This window comes from Streptomyces sp. NPDC002784, from assembly GCF_053592135.1.
The window spans coordinates 423,423-438,238 of record NZ_JBSFVD010000003.1 but is presented as its reverse complement, the minus strand read 5'-3'; the positions used below and the strand labels follow the sequence as shown (position 1 = coordinate 438,238).

The window sequence follows — 14,816 nt, the reverse complement described above, 5'->3', positions numbered from 1 at the left end:
CGATGATTCCCGGAGAGATCCTGTTCGCGGACGAGCCCGTCGTGTTCAACGAGGGCCGCGAGGTCACCCGGCTGACCGTGCTCAACGCCGCCGACCGGCCCGTCCAGGTCGGCTCCCACTACCACTTCGCCGAGGCCAACCCCGGCCTGGACTTCGACCGCGCCGCCGCCCGCGGCAAGCGCCTCAACGTCGCCGCCGGCACCGCCGTGCGCTTCGAGCCCGGCATCCCCGTCGACGTCGAACTCGTCCCGCTGGCCGGCGCCCGCGTCGTGCCCGGGCTGCGCGGGGAGACCGGAGGTGCCCTCGATGCCTGAGATCTCCCGGGCCGCGTACGCCGACCTGTTCGGCCCGACGACCGGCGACCGGATCCGGCTCGCCGACACCGATCTGCTGGTAGAGATCGAGGAGGACCGCTCCGGCGGCCCCGGACTCTCCGGTGACGAGGCGGTGTTCGGAGGCGGCAAGGTCATCCGTGAGTCCATGGGCCAGTCACGTGCCACGCGCGCGGAAGGCACCCCGGACACGGTGATCACCGGCGCGGTCGTGATCGACCACTGGGGGATCGTCAAGGCGGACGTCGGCATCCGCGACGGGCGGATCACCGGCCTCGGCAAGGCGGGCAACCCCGACACCATGGACGGGGTCCACCCCGACCTCGTCATCGGCCCCGAGACCGAGATCATCGCGGGCAACGGCCGGATCCTCACGGCCGGCGCCATCGACGCGCACGTCCACTTCATCTGCCCGCAGATCGCCGACGAGGCACTGGCGGCGGGGATCACCACGCTGATCGGCGGCGGCACCGGACCGGCCGAGGGCTCCAAGGCGACCACCGTGACGCCGGGGCCCTGGCATCTGGCGCGGATGCTGGAGGCGATGGAGCAGTACCCCCTCAACGTCGGCTTCCTCGGCAAGGGCAACACCGTCTCGCACGAGGCGATGCTGTCGCAGATCCGCGGCGGCGCGATGGGGCTGAAGCTGCACGAGGACTGGGGCTCCACGCCCGCCGTCATCGACGCCTCGCTGACCGTCGCCGACCGCACCGGCATCCAGGTCGCCATCCACACCGACACGTTGAACGAGGCCGGGTTCGTCGGTGACACCCTCGCCGCCATCGGCGGCCGGGGCATCCACGCCTACCACACCGAGGGCGCGGGCGGCGGGCACGCGCCGGACATCATGACCGTGGTCTCCGAGCCGCATGTGCTGCCCAGCTCCACCAACCCGACGCGGCCGTTCACCGTCAACACCGCCGAGGAACACCTCGACATGCTGATGGTGTGCCACCACCTGAACCCCGCGGTGCCGGAGGACCTGGCCTTCGCCGAGTCCCGCATCCGGCCCTCGACCATCGGCGCCGAGGACATCCTGCACGACCTCGGCGCCATCTCGATCATCTCCTCCGACTCGCAGGCCATGGGACGCGTCGGCGAGGTCGTCATGCGGACCTGGCAGACCGCGCATGTGATGAAGGGACGGCGGGGAGCGCTGCCCGGGGACGGGCGCGCGGACAATCTCCGGGTACGGCGGTACGTCGCCAAGTACACGATCAACCCGGCGCTGGCCCAGGGCATCGCCGGGCAGGTCGGGTCCGTGGAGACCGGGAAGCTCGCCGACCTGGTGCTGTGGGAACCGGCGTTCTTCGGGGTCAAGCCGCACCTGGTCATCAAGGGCGGGCAGATCGCCTACGCGCAGATGGGCGACGCCAACGCCTCCATCCCCACCCCGCAGCCGGTCCTGCCGCGGCCCATGTACGGCGCGATCGGCCGCGGCCCGGCCGCCAACTCCCTGAACTTCGTCGCCCCGTCGGCGATCGAGGACGGGCTGCCCGAGCGGCTGCGGCTCGGCAAGCGGTTCGTGGGGATCGAGTCCACCCGGGGGGTCACCAAGGCCGACATGCGGGAGAACTCCGCCCGGCCCGACGTGCGGGTGGATCCCGACAGCTTTGCCGTGCACATCGACGGGGAGCTGGTCGAGGCCGCTCCCGCCGCTGAACTGCCCATGGCACAGCGCTACTTCCTCTTCTGATGTCCAGGGCAGCGCTGCTCGTCCTGGCCGACGGACGGTTCCCCGCCGGAGGCCACGCGCACTCCGGCGGGGCCGAGGCCGCCGTCAAGGCGGGACGGATCACCGGGGCCGGGACTCTGGAGGACTTCTGCCGCGGGCGGTTGCACACGGCGGGGCGGGTCGCCGCGGCCCTCGCCGCGTCGGCCGCGTTCGGGGTGGACGCGGTGTCGCTGGACGCGGCCGCGGACGCCCGCACCCCCTCGCCCGCGTTGCGGACCGCCGCGCGGAAGCTGGGGCGGCAGTTGCTGCGGGCCGCCCGGGCCGTCTGGCCCTGCGACGAACTCGACGCGCTGGCGCGGGCGTTCCCCAAGGGGGCGCACCAGCCGGTGGTGCTGGGGGTCGCCGCCCGGGCGGCCGGGCTCGGACCGGTGGACGCGGCGTACTGCGCCGTCTACGAGAGCGTCAGCGGGCCCGCGTCCGCGACCGTACGGCTGCTGAGCCTCGATCCGTTCGAGGCCACGGCCGTGCTGGCCCGGCTCGCTCCCGAGCTGGACCGGGTCGTGGACCAGGCGGTACAGGCCGCGCGGGCGGTGGCCGACGAGGGAGTCGACGCGCTGCCCGCCGCATCCTCACCGCTGCTGGAGATCGGCGCGGAGGTGCACGCCTCCTGGGCGGTGCGGTTGTTCGCGTCCTGAGATCACACGCAAGGCCGGCCCGACAAACTGAACGGACCAGGCCGGCAGAGAAGGAGCCGTACATGCATCTCGACCACTCCCACGACGGGCCCGCCGCCCTCAGCGCCGACGCCCGGCGCCCCGACGGCTCCCGCCGTGCCCTGCGCATCGGGCTCGGCGGGCCCGTGGGGTCCGGGAAGACCGCCACCGTCGCAGCGCTCTGCCGGGCCCTGCGCGACGAGTTGTCCCTCGCCGTCGTCACCAACGACATCTACACCCGCGAGGACGCCGAGTTCCTGCTGCGGGAGGCCGTGCTGCCGCCGGAGCGGATCACCGCCGTGGAGACCGGCGCCTGTCCGCACACCGCCATCCGGGACGACATCTCCGCCAACCTCGAAGCCGTCGAGGACCTGGAGGACGAGGCCGGGCCGCTGCAGCTCATCCTCGTGGAGTCCGGCGGGGACAATCTCACGGCGACCTTCTCCAAGGGGCTCGTCGACGCGCAGATCTTCGTGATCGACGTGGCCGGCGGCGACGACATCCCGCGCAAGGGCGGCCCCGGGGTGACCACCGCCGATCTGCTCGTCGTCAACAAGACCGACCTCGCCCCCTACGTCGGCTCCGACCTCGCCCGCATGGCGGCCGACGCCAAGGCGCAGCGGGCCGAACTTCCGGTGATCTTCCAGTCGTTGCGCTCCGAGCACGGCGTGCGGGACGTCGCCGCGTGGGTGCGGGGGCAACTCGCCGCGTGGTCGGCGTGATCGCCACCGGCGTCACCGCCACCGCCCGGATCGGCGCGCGCGACGACGGCCGGGGCGGTACGTCGCTGCCCGTGCTGCAGGGCGAGGGGCCGCTGGCGCTGCGGCGCACCCGGGGGAGCGGGAGCGAGGCCCGGGTCATGCTCGTCGGCGCGATGAGCGGCCCCCTCGGCGGTGACCGCTTCGCCGTCGAGGCCGACGTGGCGGAGGGGGCCCGCCTGCACGTCGGATCCGCCGCCGCGACCATCGCCCTGCCCGGTCAGGCCAAGGGCGACGCCCGCTACGACGTCCGGCTCACCGTCGCCGACGGCGGCGAACTGCGCTGGCTGCCGGAGCAGTTGATCTGCGCCGGGGGCAGCGATCTGTACGTCACCACCCGGGCCGACCTCGGTGCGGGAGCCCGGCTGGTGCTGCGCGAGGAGCAGGTGCTCGGGCGGGTGGGGGAGGAGCCGGGGCGGCTCACCAGCCGGCTGACCGTGCGGATCGCCGGGCGGACCGTCCTGGACCAGGAACTCGCCTGCGGGCCCGGCGCGCCGGGTGGCTGGGACGGGCCCGCCGGACTGGCGGGGCATCGCGCGCTCGGGCAACTCGTCGTCGTACGGCCCGAGTTCGCGGACGAGCCCGTGGCACCCCGCATCCTCGCCGAGCATGCCGTGCTGGTGCCGCTGGCCGGCCCGGCGGCGCTGGTGACCGCCGTGGCGCCGGACGCGCGGGTGCTGCGTCAGGTGCTGGACCGGGCGCTGGACCGGATGCTGGGGGCGCTCACTCCGTGAACCGCCCGCCCTGCCCCGCCGGAGGGCTCAGCCGAGCGGCATCTTCCGGAACCTGCGCCGGGGGCCGCTCGCCTCGGCCTCCTTCGCCTTGACCACGGCCGCGTACTCGTCGACGTACTCCTGCTCGGAGAGCGACAGGATGGCGTACATGATCTCGTCGGTGATGGCGCGCAGGACCGCCTTCTCGTTCTCCATGCCGGCGTACCGGGAGAAGTCCAGGGGCTCGCCGAAGCGGATGACCACCGGGTGGATCCTGGGGATGACCTTGCCGGGCGGCTGGGCCTCGAAGGTGCCGATCATCGCGCAGGGGATCACCGGGACCCCGGCCTTCAGCGCCATCACGGCCACGCCCACCTTGCCCTTGTACAGGCGGCCGTCGTGCGAGCGGGTGCCCTCCGGGTAGATGCCCAGCAACTCGTCCTTGCTCAGCACTCCGAGGCCCTCGCGGATCGCGGCCTGGCCCGCGTCCTTGCCGGAGCGGTCGACCGGGATCTGCCCCGCGCTGCGGAAGAAGAAGGCCGTGAGACGCCCCTTGAGACCGGGGCCGGTGAAGTACTCGGCCTTGGCCAGGAAGGTGATGCGCCGCTTGAGGATCGCGGGCATCAGGAAGTGGTCCGAGAAGGAGAGGTGGTTGCCCGCGATGATCGCCGCCCCGGACGGCGGAACGTGTCCGAGGCCCTCGATGCGCGGGCGGAAGACCAGTCTCAGCAAGGGGCCCAGCAACACGTACTTGAGCAGGTAGTAGAACAAAGAGGCGCTCCTCTACGTGCTGGTCAACCGGCGTGTTGTGGGGGGTGCCAGTGTAGGCGCAGGCAGGGGCGCCCGTAACCGGGCCGGGACGACTGGCGCAGACCTTTCCGGCGTCCTTGACAGAGGCGGCCGTGCTCACTCGATCGGTTCGGTGAGCGACTGCTCGGCCCAGATGATCTTCCCTTCGGGGGCGAAGCGCGTGCCCCAGCGCTGGGCGAACTGGGACACCAGCAGCAGCCCCCGGCCGCCCTCGTCCGTGGCGCGGGGATGGCGCAGATGGGGTGCGGAGGCGCCGCCGTCGAAGACCTCGCAGATCAGGGAGCGCTCCTTGATCAGCCGCAGCCGGATGGGCCCGGAAGCGTGCCGTATGGCGTTGGTGACCAGCTCGCTGACGACCAGCTCGGTGGTGAACGCCAGCGGCTCCAGACCCCACTCGGTGAGCTGGCGGGTGGCGCTCTTGCGGGCCTCGGCGACCATGGCGGGGTCGCTCGGCAGGTCCCAGTCCGCGACCTGGCCGTCACCGAGCAGCCGGGTGCGGGCCATCAGCAGCACCACATCGTCGCGCGGCCGTACCGGGACCAGCTCGTCGACCACGGCACGGGAGTGCAGCGCGAGCGAGGCCGCCGGGCGTTCCAGGGCCGGCCGCAGCCGGTCCGGGTCCGCGTCGGCGGCCCACGAGTCCCCGCGGGCCAGCAGGCCGTCCGTGTACAGGGCGAGGACGCTGCCCTCGGCCAGGACCATCTCGACCGACTCGAACGGCGGCCCGCCGATGCCCAGCGGCGGGCCCTGCGGCAGATCGACGAAGGTGACCTCCCCGTCGGGCAGCACCACGGCCGGCGAGGGATGGCCCGCGGCGGCCATGGTGCACTGCCCGTCGACCGGGTCGTACACCGCGTACACGCACCCGGACCCCACCGCCCGCATGCTGCCGGCGCCCTCCGTGTCCGGGGCCACCCCGTCGTCCCGGGCCGACCGTCCGACCAGGTCGTCGAGGTGGGCCAGCACCTCCTCGGGCCGCAGGTCCAGCGCGGCGAGCGTCCGTACGGCCGTACGCAGCCGGCCCATGGCCGCGGCGGCGCCGATGCCGTGCCCCGGGACCTCGCCCACCACCAGGGCGACCCGCGCCCCGGACAGCGGCACCACGTCGTACCAGTCGCCGCCGAGGCCGGTCAGCTCGTCGGCGGGCCGGTAGCAGGCGGCGACCTCCACGGCGTCCTGGTCGGACAGCCGGTGGGGGAGCAGACTGCGCTGCAGGACCAGCGCCGCGTCCCGTTCGCGGGTGTAGCGGCGGGCGTTGTCCACGCAGACCGCGGCCCGCGACACCAGGTCCTCGGCGAGCCGCAGATCGTCCTCGTCGAACGGCTCCTGGCGGCCCCGCCGGAAGAACGTGGTGATGCCCAGGGTCACGCCCCGGGCCCGGACCGGCACGATCATCACGCTGTGCAGGCCCAGCTCCCGGAAGGTGGCCTCCCGGCCGAGCACGTCCGTCGCCCACTCCCGGGCCAGCGGATCCAGCTGTTCCGCGCGCCAGGAGCTGCCCGTGGTCAGACAGCGGATCGGCGGCGATCCGGCCAGATAGGTGGCGACCGAGCCGATGCCGACCGCCTCGTCCTCGTGCACCGAGCGATGGCCCGCCCGGCGCAGCTCCACCGGCTCGCTGTCGCTCAGCGGCCCCGGCGCCGGTTCCCCGCCGCTGATCACCGACCCCAGCAGGTCCACCCGGGCCAGGTCGGCGAAGCCGGGCACGGCCACGTCGGCCAGCTCCTGGGCGGTGTGCACCACGTCCAGGGTGCGGCCGATGTGCCGGCCCGCCTTGTCCAGCAGGGCGAGCCGCCCGCGGGCCCGGTGCCGCTCGCTGACGTCGACGACCGTGTAGTACACGCCCATCGCCCGGCCCCGGTCGTCGTCCAGCCGGGTGAACGACATCATGTGCGCCGTCTCCCGGTGCGGGGCGGAGCGCACCCGGCCCAGGTGCTCGTACCCGACCACCGGCTCCCCGGTCTCCAGCACGCGCCGCATCTGCGCCTCGACGCCCGCCGCGTCCAGACCGGGCTGTATGTCGCCGAGCCGCCGCCCGAGCCGCTGGTGGGCCGGTCCGCCGCCGAACTGCTCCAGCGCGGCGTTGGACCACACGAACCGCAGGTCCGTGTCGACGATCGCTATGCCGACGGGGGAGCGGGCCACCATCTGCTCCAGCACCGGCCGGCTCATGTTCCAGCCGGGCTCCTGCTCCATCTCCGACAGCAGCGCCAGCCAGCGGGCCGGACCGCCCGGCTCCGGCGCCGCCACGACCCGCACCATGACCCGGACCTCACGGCCGTCCGCCCGCCGGGCGGTCAGCAGCCCGGCCCATCCGCCGTCCCGGCGACAGCGTTCGGCCAATTCGGGGAGCCGGGCCGCGTCCCCGGGCGTCAGCAGGACCGAGACCGGCCGGCCCACCGCCTCCGCCGCCGGGTACGCGAACAGCCGCTGGGCCCCGCTGGTCCAGCAGGTCACCAGCCCCTGGGCGTCGAGCAGCACGGGGGCGGCATCGGCCACGTCGAACCGATGCCGCTCCGCGGCGTGCTCCTCGTGTCTGCCCACGGCCGACCTCTCCGTCGCTGGGTTCGCTGAGAGCGGTCCACGTCAGTGGTCTACCACCTCTGATCCCAGTGTTCACCCTCGCAGCGAGGAGCGAAGACGGCCACCGCGCGGATCAGACCTGCCCGAGCACCTTCTCCAGCGAGGCAAGCGCCCCGGTCAGCTCCTCCGCGGTGATCGTCAGCGGGGGCGCGAGCCGGATGGTGGAGCCGTGGGTGTCCTTGACCAGCACACCCTCCCGCATCAGCCGCTCACCGATCTCCCGCCCGCTGCCCACGGCCGGGTCGACGTCCACGCCCGCCCACAGGCCGCGCGCGCGGAAGCCGACGACGCCCTTGCCGACCAGCTCCCGCAGACCGCCCCGCAGGACCACGCCCAGCTCGGCCGCCCGGCGCTGGAATTCACCCGTCTCCAGCAGTTCCACCACCGCGGTGCCGACCGCCGCGGCCAGCGGGTTGCCGCCGAACGTCGAGCCGTGCTCGCCGGGCCGCAGCACCCCGAGCACCTCCCGCCGGGCCACCACCGCGGACACCGGGACGATGCCGCCGCCGAGCGCCTTGCCGAGGAGCAGCATGTCGGGGACGACCGCCTCGTGCTCCACGGCGAGGGTGCGGCCGGTGCGGCCGAGGCCCGACTGGATCTCGTCCGCGACGAACAGACAGCCCTTGCGTCGGGTCAGCTCCCGCACCCCGGCCAGATAGCCGTCGTCTGGGATGAGCACGCCCGCCTCGCCCTGGATCGGCTCGATGAGCACCGCCGCCGTGGTGTCGTCGACGGCCTCCTCCAGCGCGGCCAGGTCGTTGTACGGCACGATCCGGAAACCCGGGGTGAAGGGCCCGAAGCCGGCGCGGGCGGTCTCGTCGGTGGAGAAGCTGACGATCGTCGTCGTACGGCCGTGGAAGTTGTCCGCCGCGACCACGATCGTGGCCCGGTCGGCCGGGACGCCCTTGACCTCGTACGCCCACTTGCGGGCCACCTTCACGGCGCTCTCGACGGCCTCGGCGCCGGTGTTCATGGGCAGCACCATGTCCAGGCCGGTCAGCGCGGCGAGGCGTTCGGCGAACTCGGCGAGCCGGTCGTTGTGGAAGGCGCGCGAGGTCAGCGTGAGCCGGTCCAGCTGGCGGTGGGCGGCCTCGATCAGGGCGGGGTGGCGGTGGCCGAAGTTGAGCGCCGAGTAGCCGGCCAGCATGTCGAGGTACCGGCGGCCCTCGACGTCCTCCACCCAGGTGCCCTCGGCGCGCGCGACGACGACCGGCAGCGGGTGGTAGTTGTGCGCGAGGACGGGCTCCTCGGCACGGATCAGGTCGGCGGAGGAACGGGTGCGCGCGGGTGCGGTCATGAGCGGATCTCCTGGGTGCAGCACTTGATGCCGCCGCCGGCCTTGAGCAGCTCGGACAGGTCGACGGGGACGGGGACGTAGCCGCGCAGGGCGAGCTGGTCGGCGAGGGCGGTCGCGCCCGGCGCGATGAAGACGTGCCGGCCGTCGGAGACGGAGTTCAGGCCGAAGGCCGTCGCGTCCTCGCGGGTCGCCAGGACGGCATCCGGGTACAGGCGCCGCAGCACCTCGCGGCTGCCCGGCGAGAACGCCTCCGGGTAGTAGGCGATGTTCTCCTCGGGGCCGTCGTCGAGCACGAACAGCGCGGTGTCGAGGTGGTAGAAGTACGGGTCCACCAGCGTCAGCCCGATCACCGGGACGCCGAAGAACTCCTGCACCTCGCGATGGGCCTCGCGGGTCGTGCGGAAGCCGGTGCCGGCCAGCACGTACCGGCCCGTGGGGACCAGGTCGCCCTCGCCCTCGCACACCGACTCCGGGCGGTAGACGTCGAATCCGGACGCCTTGAACCAGGTGTCGTAGTGGGTGGACTCGGGGCGGCGCTCGGGCGCGTGGAAGAGGGAGCCGAAGACCCGGCCGTCGACGGTGACCGCGCAGTTGGCGGCGAAGACCATGTCGGGCAGGCCGGGGACGGGCTCCACCGATTCGACGGTGTGGCCGTGGGAGCGGTAGGCGCGGATCAGCGACCGCCACTGCTCCTGGGCCAGATCGACGTCGACCCGGGTGTCGGGTCGCATCCAGGGATTGATCGCGTACTGGACGGCGAAGTGTCTGGGTTCGCAGACGAGAAAGCGCCGTCGGCGCTGCACACGGCTTTCGGGCACAGAGGGGTTCCTCCGCTTCCTGCGGTGTGGACGGGGTTGACCCCACGGTAGGAAGTGACCGAGAAGCCCGACAAGGAACGAGAGCTGCGTGTTCGCGCAGGAATGCTGCGTAGTTTCGCCGCTCAGCGCACGTCTGCTGCGCCCTCGGGTGCCGGGTGGCTGGCGCCCGCCTCCGGGCTCTCCGGGAGGAGGTGGGACAGCACCATCACGCTGATCGTCTTGCGGATGAACGGCTCGACGCGGATCCGCTCCAGCACCTCCTCGAAGTGCTCCACGTCCCGCGCCCGCACGTGCAGCAGCGCGTCCGCGCCGCCGGTCACCGTCATCGCCGCGGTGATCTCCGGATGGTTGCGGACCACCTCCGCCAGCCGCCGCGGCGGGGCCGCGCCCTCGCAGTACACCTCGACGTACGCCTCCGTGCGCCAGCCCAGCGCCGACGGCTTCACCGTGGCCGTGAACCCGGTGATCACCCCGGACTCCCGCAGCCGGTCCACCCGCCGCTTGACCGCCGTGGAGGACAGTCCGACCTCCGCGCCGATCTCGGCGAAACTGCACCTGGCGTTCGCCATCAGGGCGGTGAGGATCTTCCGGTCGAGCTCGTCGAACGGCGTGGGCCTGCTGTTCATGGCCGCACCCTATCCAGCGGGAACATCCGACCTCGGCCCGTGTGCAGGCGTACGAATTGCTCCTACACTCCACGTTCATGCTGCGCGCCCTGGCTGTCGACGACGAAAGCCCCTCGCTGGAGGAACTGCTGTTCCTCCTCAACGCCGATCCCCGGATCGGCAGCGCGGAGGGCGCGGGGGACGCCACCGTGGCACTGCGCCGGATCAACCGCGCCCTGGAATCGGGGCCGGGCGGGCCCGAGGCGATCGACGTGGTCTTCCTCGACATCAACATGCCCGGCCTCGACGGACTCGACCTGGCCCGGCTGCTCACCGGGTTCGCCAAGCCGCCGCTGGTCGTGTTCGTCACCGCGCACGAGGACTTCGCCGTCCAGGCCTTCGACCTCAAGGCCGTCGACTACGTCCTCAAACCGGTCCGCAAGGAACGGCTCGCCGAGGCGGTCCGCCGGGCCGCCGAACTCATCGGCACCGGCCCCCGCATACCCGTCCACGAGCCCGACCCCGACCACATACCCGTCGAACTCGGCGGGGTGACCCGGTTCGTCTCCGTCGACGACATCACCCATGTCGAGGCCCAGGGCGACTACGCCCGGCTGCACACCGACAAGGGCAGCCATCTCGTCCGCATCCCGCTGTCCACCCTGGAGGAGCGCTGGCGCTCCCGCGGCTTCGTGCGCATCCACCGCCGCCATCTGGTCGCCCTGCGCCACATCGGCGAACTCCGCCTGGACGCGGGCACGGTGAGCGTCCTGGTCGGCACCGAGGAACTCCAGGTCAGCAGGCGGCACGCGCGCGAGCTGCGGGACCTGCTGATGAGGAGGACCTGACGGTGCCCGGCCAGGATCCCGCCGAGCGCCGCGTCGTCGTCACCGGCCCGCCCCGCCGCACCCCCGCGTCCGGCTACTACCGCCCACGCACCGAGATCGACGAGCAGACCACCCTCGGCCACACCTACGTCCGCTCCCTGATGCGCTCCCAGCTGCGCGCCGCCCTCGCCGTGGTCGCCGTCCTCGCCCTGCTCATCGGCCCGCTGCCGCTGCTGTTCGCCACCGTCCCGGACTCCGACCGCCTGGAATGGACGGTCCTCGGCTTCTGCCTGTACGCCCCGCTCGTGCTGCTGGCCCGCTGGTACGTACGGCGCGCCGAACGCAACGAGCGGGACCTCGTCCGTCTCGTCGAGGACCAGGACCGCTGAGGGCCGACGGACCGTGAACGAGAACTACGCCGTCCCCGCCGTCGCGCTCGTCGTCCTCGCGACCGTCTTCGTCGGCGCCTTCGGCCTGCGCATCTCCCGCACCACCTCCGACTTCTACGTCGCCTCCCGCACCGTCGGCCCCCGCCTGAACGCGGCCGCCATCAGCGGCGAGTACCTCTCCGCCGCGTCCTTCCTCGGCATCGCGGGCCTGGTCCTGGTCCAGGGCCCCGACATGCTCTGGTACCCGGTCGGCTACACCGCCGGCTATCTGGTCCTGCTGCTCTTCGTCGCCGCCCCGCTGCGCCGCTCCGGCGCCTACACGCTCCCCGACTTCGCCGAGGCCCGGCTCGCCTCCCCGGCGGTACGGCGGCTGGCCGGGGCCTTCGTGGTGGGGGTCGGCTGGCTCTATCTGCTGCCCCAGCTCCAGGGCGCCGGGCTGACGCTGACCGTGCTCACCGGCGCGCCCGACTGGCTCGGCGGGGTGATCGTGGCGGTCGTGGTGGTGGCCATCGTCGCCGCGGGCGGCATGCGCAGCATCACCTTCGTGCAGGCCTTCCAGTACTGGCTGAAGCTCTCCGCCCTGCTGGTGCCCGTCCTGTTCCTGGTCCTCGCCTGGCAGCGCGACGGCGCCCCGCACCATGCCTTCGACGAACCCGCCGCCTTCCGCGAACAGCGCACCGTCCGCGTCGACGACAGCCTGGAGCTGCGCCTGGAGCGTCCGCTGACCGTCACCGTGAGCGGCACCGTCGACGGCCGCCCGCACGAGGACCAGCGGCTCGACCTCCCCGTCGGCACCCACCGCATCGACGCCGGCACCCGGCTGACGTTCGCCGCGGGCGCCGCCGTCCCCGAGGCCGAACGCGACGGCGACGGGGGCCTGTCGCCCTCCCAGGCCGAGAGCCGCGGCGAACGCCCGCTGTACGCCACGTACGGGCTGATCCTCGCCACCTTCCTCGGCACCATGGGCCTGCCGCACGTCGTCGTCCGCTTCTATACCAGCCCGCACGGCGTCGCCGCCCGCCGCACCACCGTCGCCGTCCTCGGCCTGATCGGCGCCTTCTACCTGCTGCCCCCGGTCTACGGCGCCCTCGGCCGGCTCTACGCCCCCGAACTGACCCTCACCGGCGACGCGGACGCCGCCGTGCTGCTGCTGCCGGAGCGGATGATCGGGGGCCTGGGCGGCGACCTGCTCGGCGCGCTGGTCGCCGGGGGTGCCTTCGCCGCGTTCCTGTCGACCGCGTCGGGACTGACCATGGCCGTCGCGGGCGTCCTCACCCAGGACGTCCTCCCCTCGCGCGGCGTACGGCACTTCAGGCTCGGCACGCTCCTCGCGATGGCGGTGCCGCTCGCGGCGAGCGCCCTGGTCGGCGGGCTGCCGGTGGCCGACGCCGTGGGCCTCGCCTTCGCGGTGTCCGCGTCCTCCTTCTGCCCGCTGCTGGTGCTCGGCATCTGGTGGCGCCGGCTCACCCCGCAGGGGGCGGCCGCCGGGATGCTGGTGGGCGGTGGCTCAGCCCTGCTCGCCGTCGCCGCGACCATGGCCGGCCTGCCCGGCACCGGCGCCCTGCACGCCCTGCTGGCCTGGCCGGCCCTCTGGTCGGTGCCGCTGGGCTTCCTCACGATGACCCTGGTCTCCCTGGCCACCCCGAGCCGCGTCCCACCGGGAACGGCATCCATCCTGGCCCGCTTCCACCTGCCGGAGGAACTGGCTGAGGTGAAGGCATGAACGGCGCGGGGCTGTGTCATGTGCGGCTCCGCCGCGTGGGCGGGATCGGCCACGACGGCGCCGCGGCCGGCCGAAGGCCCGTCCCGGCTCTCCCCGCGGAGCGCCGCGCTGAGGTGAAGACATGAGCGGTATGAGTATGAGCGGATTCATCGCCGGGCTGTGCGTGGCGGTCCTGCCGTTGCTGGCGGCGGGGTTCTGGCTGGGCCGGCGTACCGCGCGGCCCGAGAACCAGGGCGGGCTCGGTACGCCGGTCGAGCACGCCACCTTCGAGACCCTGCACACCGCCTCCCTCGCCGCACCTCCGCTGCGGGCCGGACTGACCGAGGAGACCGCCCGCAAGTCGGCCCGCAGGCTGCGCTCCCTGCTCGGCACGGACGCCCTGTGCCTGACCGACCGGAAAGGGGTGCTGGCCTGGGACGGCGTCGGCGCGCACCACCGCGCCGAGATCATGGAACGGCTCACGGGACCGCTGGAGTCCGGCCGCGGCGAGGCGTTCCCGCTGACCTGCGACACCCCCGACTGCCCCCTGCGCTGGGCGGTCGTCGCCCCCCTCACCGTCGACGACCGCGTCCACGGCGCCCTGGTCGCCTGCGCGCCCCGCGAGTCCGCGGTCCTGGTCCGCGCGGCCGGGGAGGTCGCGCGCTGGGTCTCCGTCCAGCTGGAGCTGGCCGACCTCGACCAGTCCCGGACCCGCCTGATCGAGGCCGAGATCAAGGCACTCCGGGCCCAGATCTCCCCGCACTTCATCTTCAACTCGCTCGCGGTGATCGCCAGCTTCGTCCGCACCGACCCCGAGCGCGCCCGCGAACTGCTCCTGGAGTTCGCCGACTTCACCCGCTACTCGTTCCGCAGGCACGGCGACTTCACCACCCTCGCCGACGAACTCCATGCCATCGACCACTACCTGGCGCTGGTACGGGCCCGCTTCGGCGCCCGCCTCTCGGTGACCCTCCAGATCGCCCCGGAGGTCCTGCCGGTCGCGCTGCCCTTCCTCTGCCTCCAGCCGCTGGTGGAGAACGCCGTCAAGCACGGCCTGGAGGGCAGGACCGACAAGTGCCGGATCAGCATCACCGCCCAGGACGCGGGGGCGGAGGCCCTGGTCGTCATCGAGGACGACGGCGTGGGCATGGACCCCGTCCTGCTGCGCCGCATCCTCGCCGGGGAGGTCAGCCCGTCCGGCGGGATCGGTCTGTCCAACGTCGACGACCGGCTCCGGCAGGTCTACGGCGACGACTACGGACTCGTCATCGAGACCGCCGTGGGAGCGGGGATGAAGGTCACCGCCCGGCTGCCCAAGTACCAGCCGGGCGTGCACTCCGCGGGCCGGCTGACCGGCGCCTGAGCCTCACGAGGGGCGGGTGACCACCATGCCGAGGGTGATCAGCCCGAGCACGATCCAGCCGAACCACAGCCAGCCGTTGCTGCCGAGCGCCACCGTGTAGGCCGTCACCACGACGAGTCCGCCGACGGTGAGCACCCCCATCGTCCGCGTAGAGCCGTCCGTAGAACCGGGCATCGCAACACCCTCCTCATGGTTCGTCCCCCACCATGGTGCCCCGTTCTGCCGCCGGAC

The 14,816-nt window shown here is 73.1% G+C and carries 15 protein-coding genes; 9 read left to right on the top strand and 6 right to left on the bottom strand.

Going from position 1 to position 14,816, the window contains the following annotated elements; all coding sequences use genetic code 11:
• The first annotated feature begins 2 nt into the window (after positions 1 to 2).
• The 5 genes from ACWD1Z_RS09245 (at position 3) to ACWD1Z_RS09225 (ending at position 4,212) form a co-directional block, all read left to right on the top strand.
• Entirely contained in the window at positions 3 to 314 is a 312-nt protein-coding gene (locus tag ACWD1Z_RS09245; RefSeq protein WP_451116932.1) for an urease subunit beta, read from the top strand.
• On the top strand, positions 307 to 2,028 hold the full coding sequence (locus tag ACWD1Z_RS09240) for an urease subunit alpha (RefSeq protein ID WP_451116931.1): 1,722 nt from the start codon (positions 307 to 309) through the stop codon (positions 2,026 to 2,028). The genes ACWD1Z_RS09245 and ACWD1Z_RS09240 overlap by 8 nt, the downstream gene beginning before the upstream one ends.
• Positions 2,028 to 2,702 (top strand): urease accessory protein UreF, encoded by a 675-nt coding sequence (locus ACWD1Z_RS09235; protein WP_451116929.1) that lies wholly within the window; start codon positions 2,028 to 2,030, stop codon positions 2,700 to 2,702. Before ACWD1Z_RS09240 ends, ACWD1Z_RS09235 begins: the two co-directional genes overlap by 1 nt.
• Positions 2,703 to 2,764: 62 nt before the next feature.
• Positions 2,765 to 3,442 carry an urease accessory protein UreG gene (ureG, locus tag ACWD1Z_RS09230; protein ID WP_451116928.1) on the top strand — a complete coding sequence of 226 codons (678 nt, stop codon included), beginning with the start codon at positions 2,765 to 2,767 and terminating at the stop codon, positions 3,440 to 3,442.
• Positions 3,439 to 4,212, top strand: coding sequence for an urease accessory protein UreD (locus tag ACWD1Z_RS09225; RefSeq protein ID WP_451117151.1), 774 nt, complete (start codon positions 3,439 to 3,441; stop codon positions 4,210 to 4,212). Before ureG ends, ACWD1Z_RS09225 begins: the two co-directional genes overlap by 4 nt.
• 27 nt (positions 4,213 to 4,239) lie before the next feature.
• On the opposite strand, the gene ACWD1Z_RS09220 is transcribed toward ACWD1Z_RS09225, so the two are convergent.
• The 5 genes from ACWD1Z_RS09220 to ACWD1Z_RS09200 all read right to left on the bottom strand — a co-directional run bounded on the left by ACWD1Z_RS09220 (position 4,240) and on the right by ACWD1Z_RS09200 (position 10,325).
• Positions 4,240 to 4,962 carry a lysophospholipid acyltransferase family protein gene (locus ACWD1Z_RS09220; protein WP_451116926.1) on the bottom strand — a complete coding sequence of 241 codons (723 nt, stop codon included), beginning with the start codon at positions 4,960 to 4,962 and terminating at the stop codon, positions 4,240 to 4,242.
• A gap of 135 nt (positions 4,963 to 5,097) precedes the next feature.
• Positions 5,098 to 7,545 carry a SpoIIE family protein phosphatase gene (locus tag ACWD1Z_RS09215; protein WP_451116925.1) on the bottom strand — a complete coding sequence of 816 codons (2,448 nt, stop codon included), beginning with the start codon at positions 7,543 to 7,545 and terminating at the stop codon, positions 5,098 to 5,100.
• 112 nt (positions 7,546 to 7,657) lie between these two features.
• Entirely contained in the window at positions 7,658 to 8,881 is a 1,224-nt protein-coding gene (gene rocD, locus ACWD1Z_RS09210; protein WP_451116923.1) for an ornithine--oxo-acid transaminase, read from the bottom strand.
• On the bottom strand, positions 8,878 to 9,699 hold the full coding sequence (gene ddaH / locus ACWD1Z_RS09205; protein ID WP_451116921.1) for a dimethylargininase: 822 nt from the start codon (positions 9,697 to 9,699) through the stop codon (positions 8,878 to 8,880). The genes rocD and ddaH overlap by 4 nt, the downstream gene beginning before the upstream one ends.
• Positions 9,700 to 9,821: 122 nt before the next feature.
• Complete coding sequence (locus ACWD1Z_RS09200) at positions 9,822 to 10,325, bottom strand: Lrp/AsnC family transcriptional regulator (RefSeq protein WP_451116919.1); 504 nt, start codon at positions 10,323 to 10,325, stop codon at positions 9,822 to 9,824.
• A gap of 77 nt (positions 10,326 to 10,402) precedes the next feature.
• Between ACWD1Z_RS09200 and ACWD1Z_RS09195 the strand changes: the two genes are divergently transcribed.
• The 4 genes from ACWD1Z_RS09195 to ACWD1Z_RS09180 all read left to right on the top strand — a co-directional run bounded on the left by ACWD1Z_RS09195 (position 10,403) and on the right by ACWD1Z_RS09180 (position 14,585).
• Positions 10,403 to 11,152, top strand: a complete 750-nt coding sequence (locus tag ACWD1Z_RS09195; RefSeq protein ID WP_451116918.1) for a LytR/AlgR family response regulator transcription factor — start codon at positions 10,403 to 10,405, stop codon at positions 11,150 to 11,152.
• 2 nt (positions 11,153 to 11,154) lie between these two features.
• Positions 11,155 to 11,520, top strand: coding sequence for a hypothetical protein (locus tag ACWD1Z_RS09190; RefSeq protein WP_451116916.1), 366 nt, complete (start codon positions 11,155 to 11,157; stop codon positions 11,518 to 11,520).
• A gap of 13 nt (positions 11,521 to 11,533) precedes the next feature.
• The gene (locus ACWD1Z_RS09185; protein WP_451116914.1) at positions 11,534 to 13,243 is read left to right on the top strand and encodes a sodium/solute symporter; all 1,710 of its coding nucleotides are present in this window, start codon (positions 11,534 to 11,536) and stop codon (positions 13,241 to 13,243) included.
• 136 nt (positions 13,244 to 13,379) lie between these two features.
• Entirely contained in the window at positions 13,380 to 14,585 is a 1,206-nt protein-coding gene (locus tag ACWD1Z_RS09180; protein ID WP_451117150.1) for a sensor histidine kinase, read from the top strand.
• Between the two features lie 3 nt (positions 14,586 to 14,588).
• On the opposite strand, the gene ACWD1Z_RS09175 is transcribed toward ACWD1Z_RS09180, so the two are convergent.
• On the bottom strand, positions 14,589 to 14,759 hold the full coding sequence (locus tag ACWD1Z_RS09175; protein WP_389417619.1) for a hypothetical protein: 171 nt from the start codon (positions 14,757 to 14,759) through the stop codon (positions 14,589 to 14,591).
• Positions 14,760 to 14,816 lie beyond the last annotated feature (57 nt).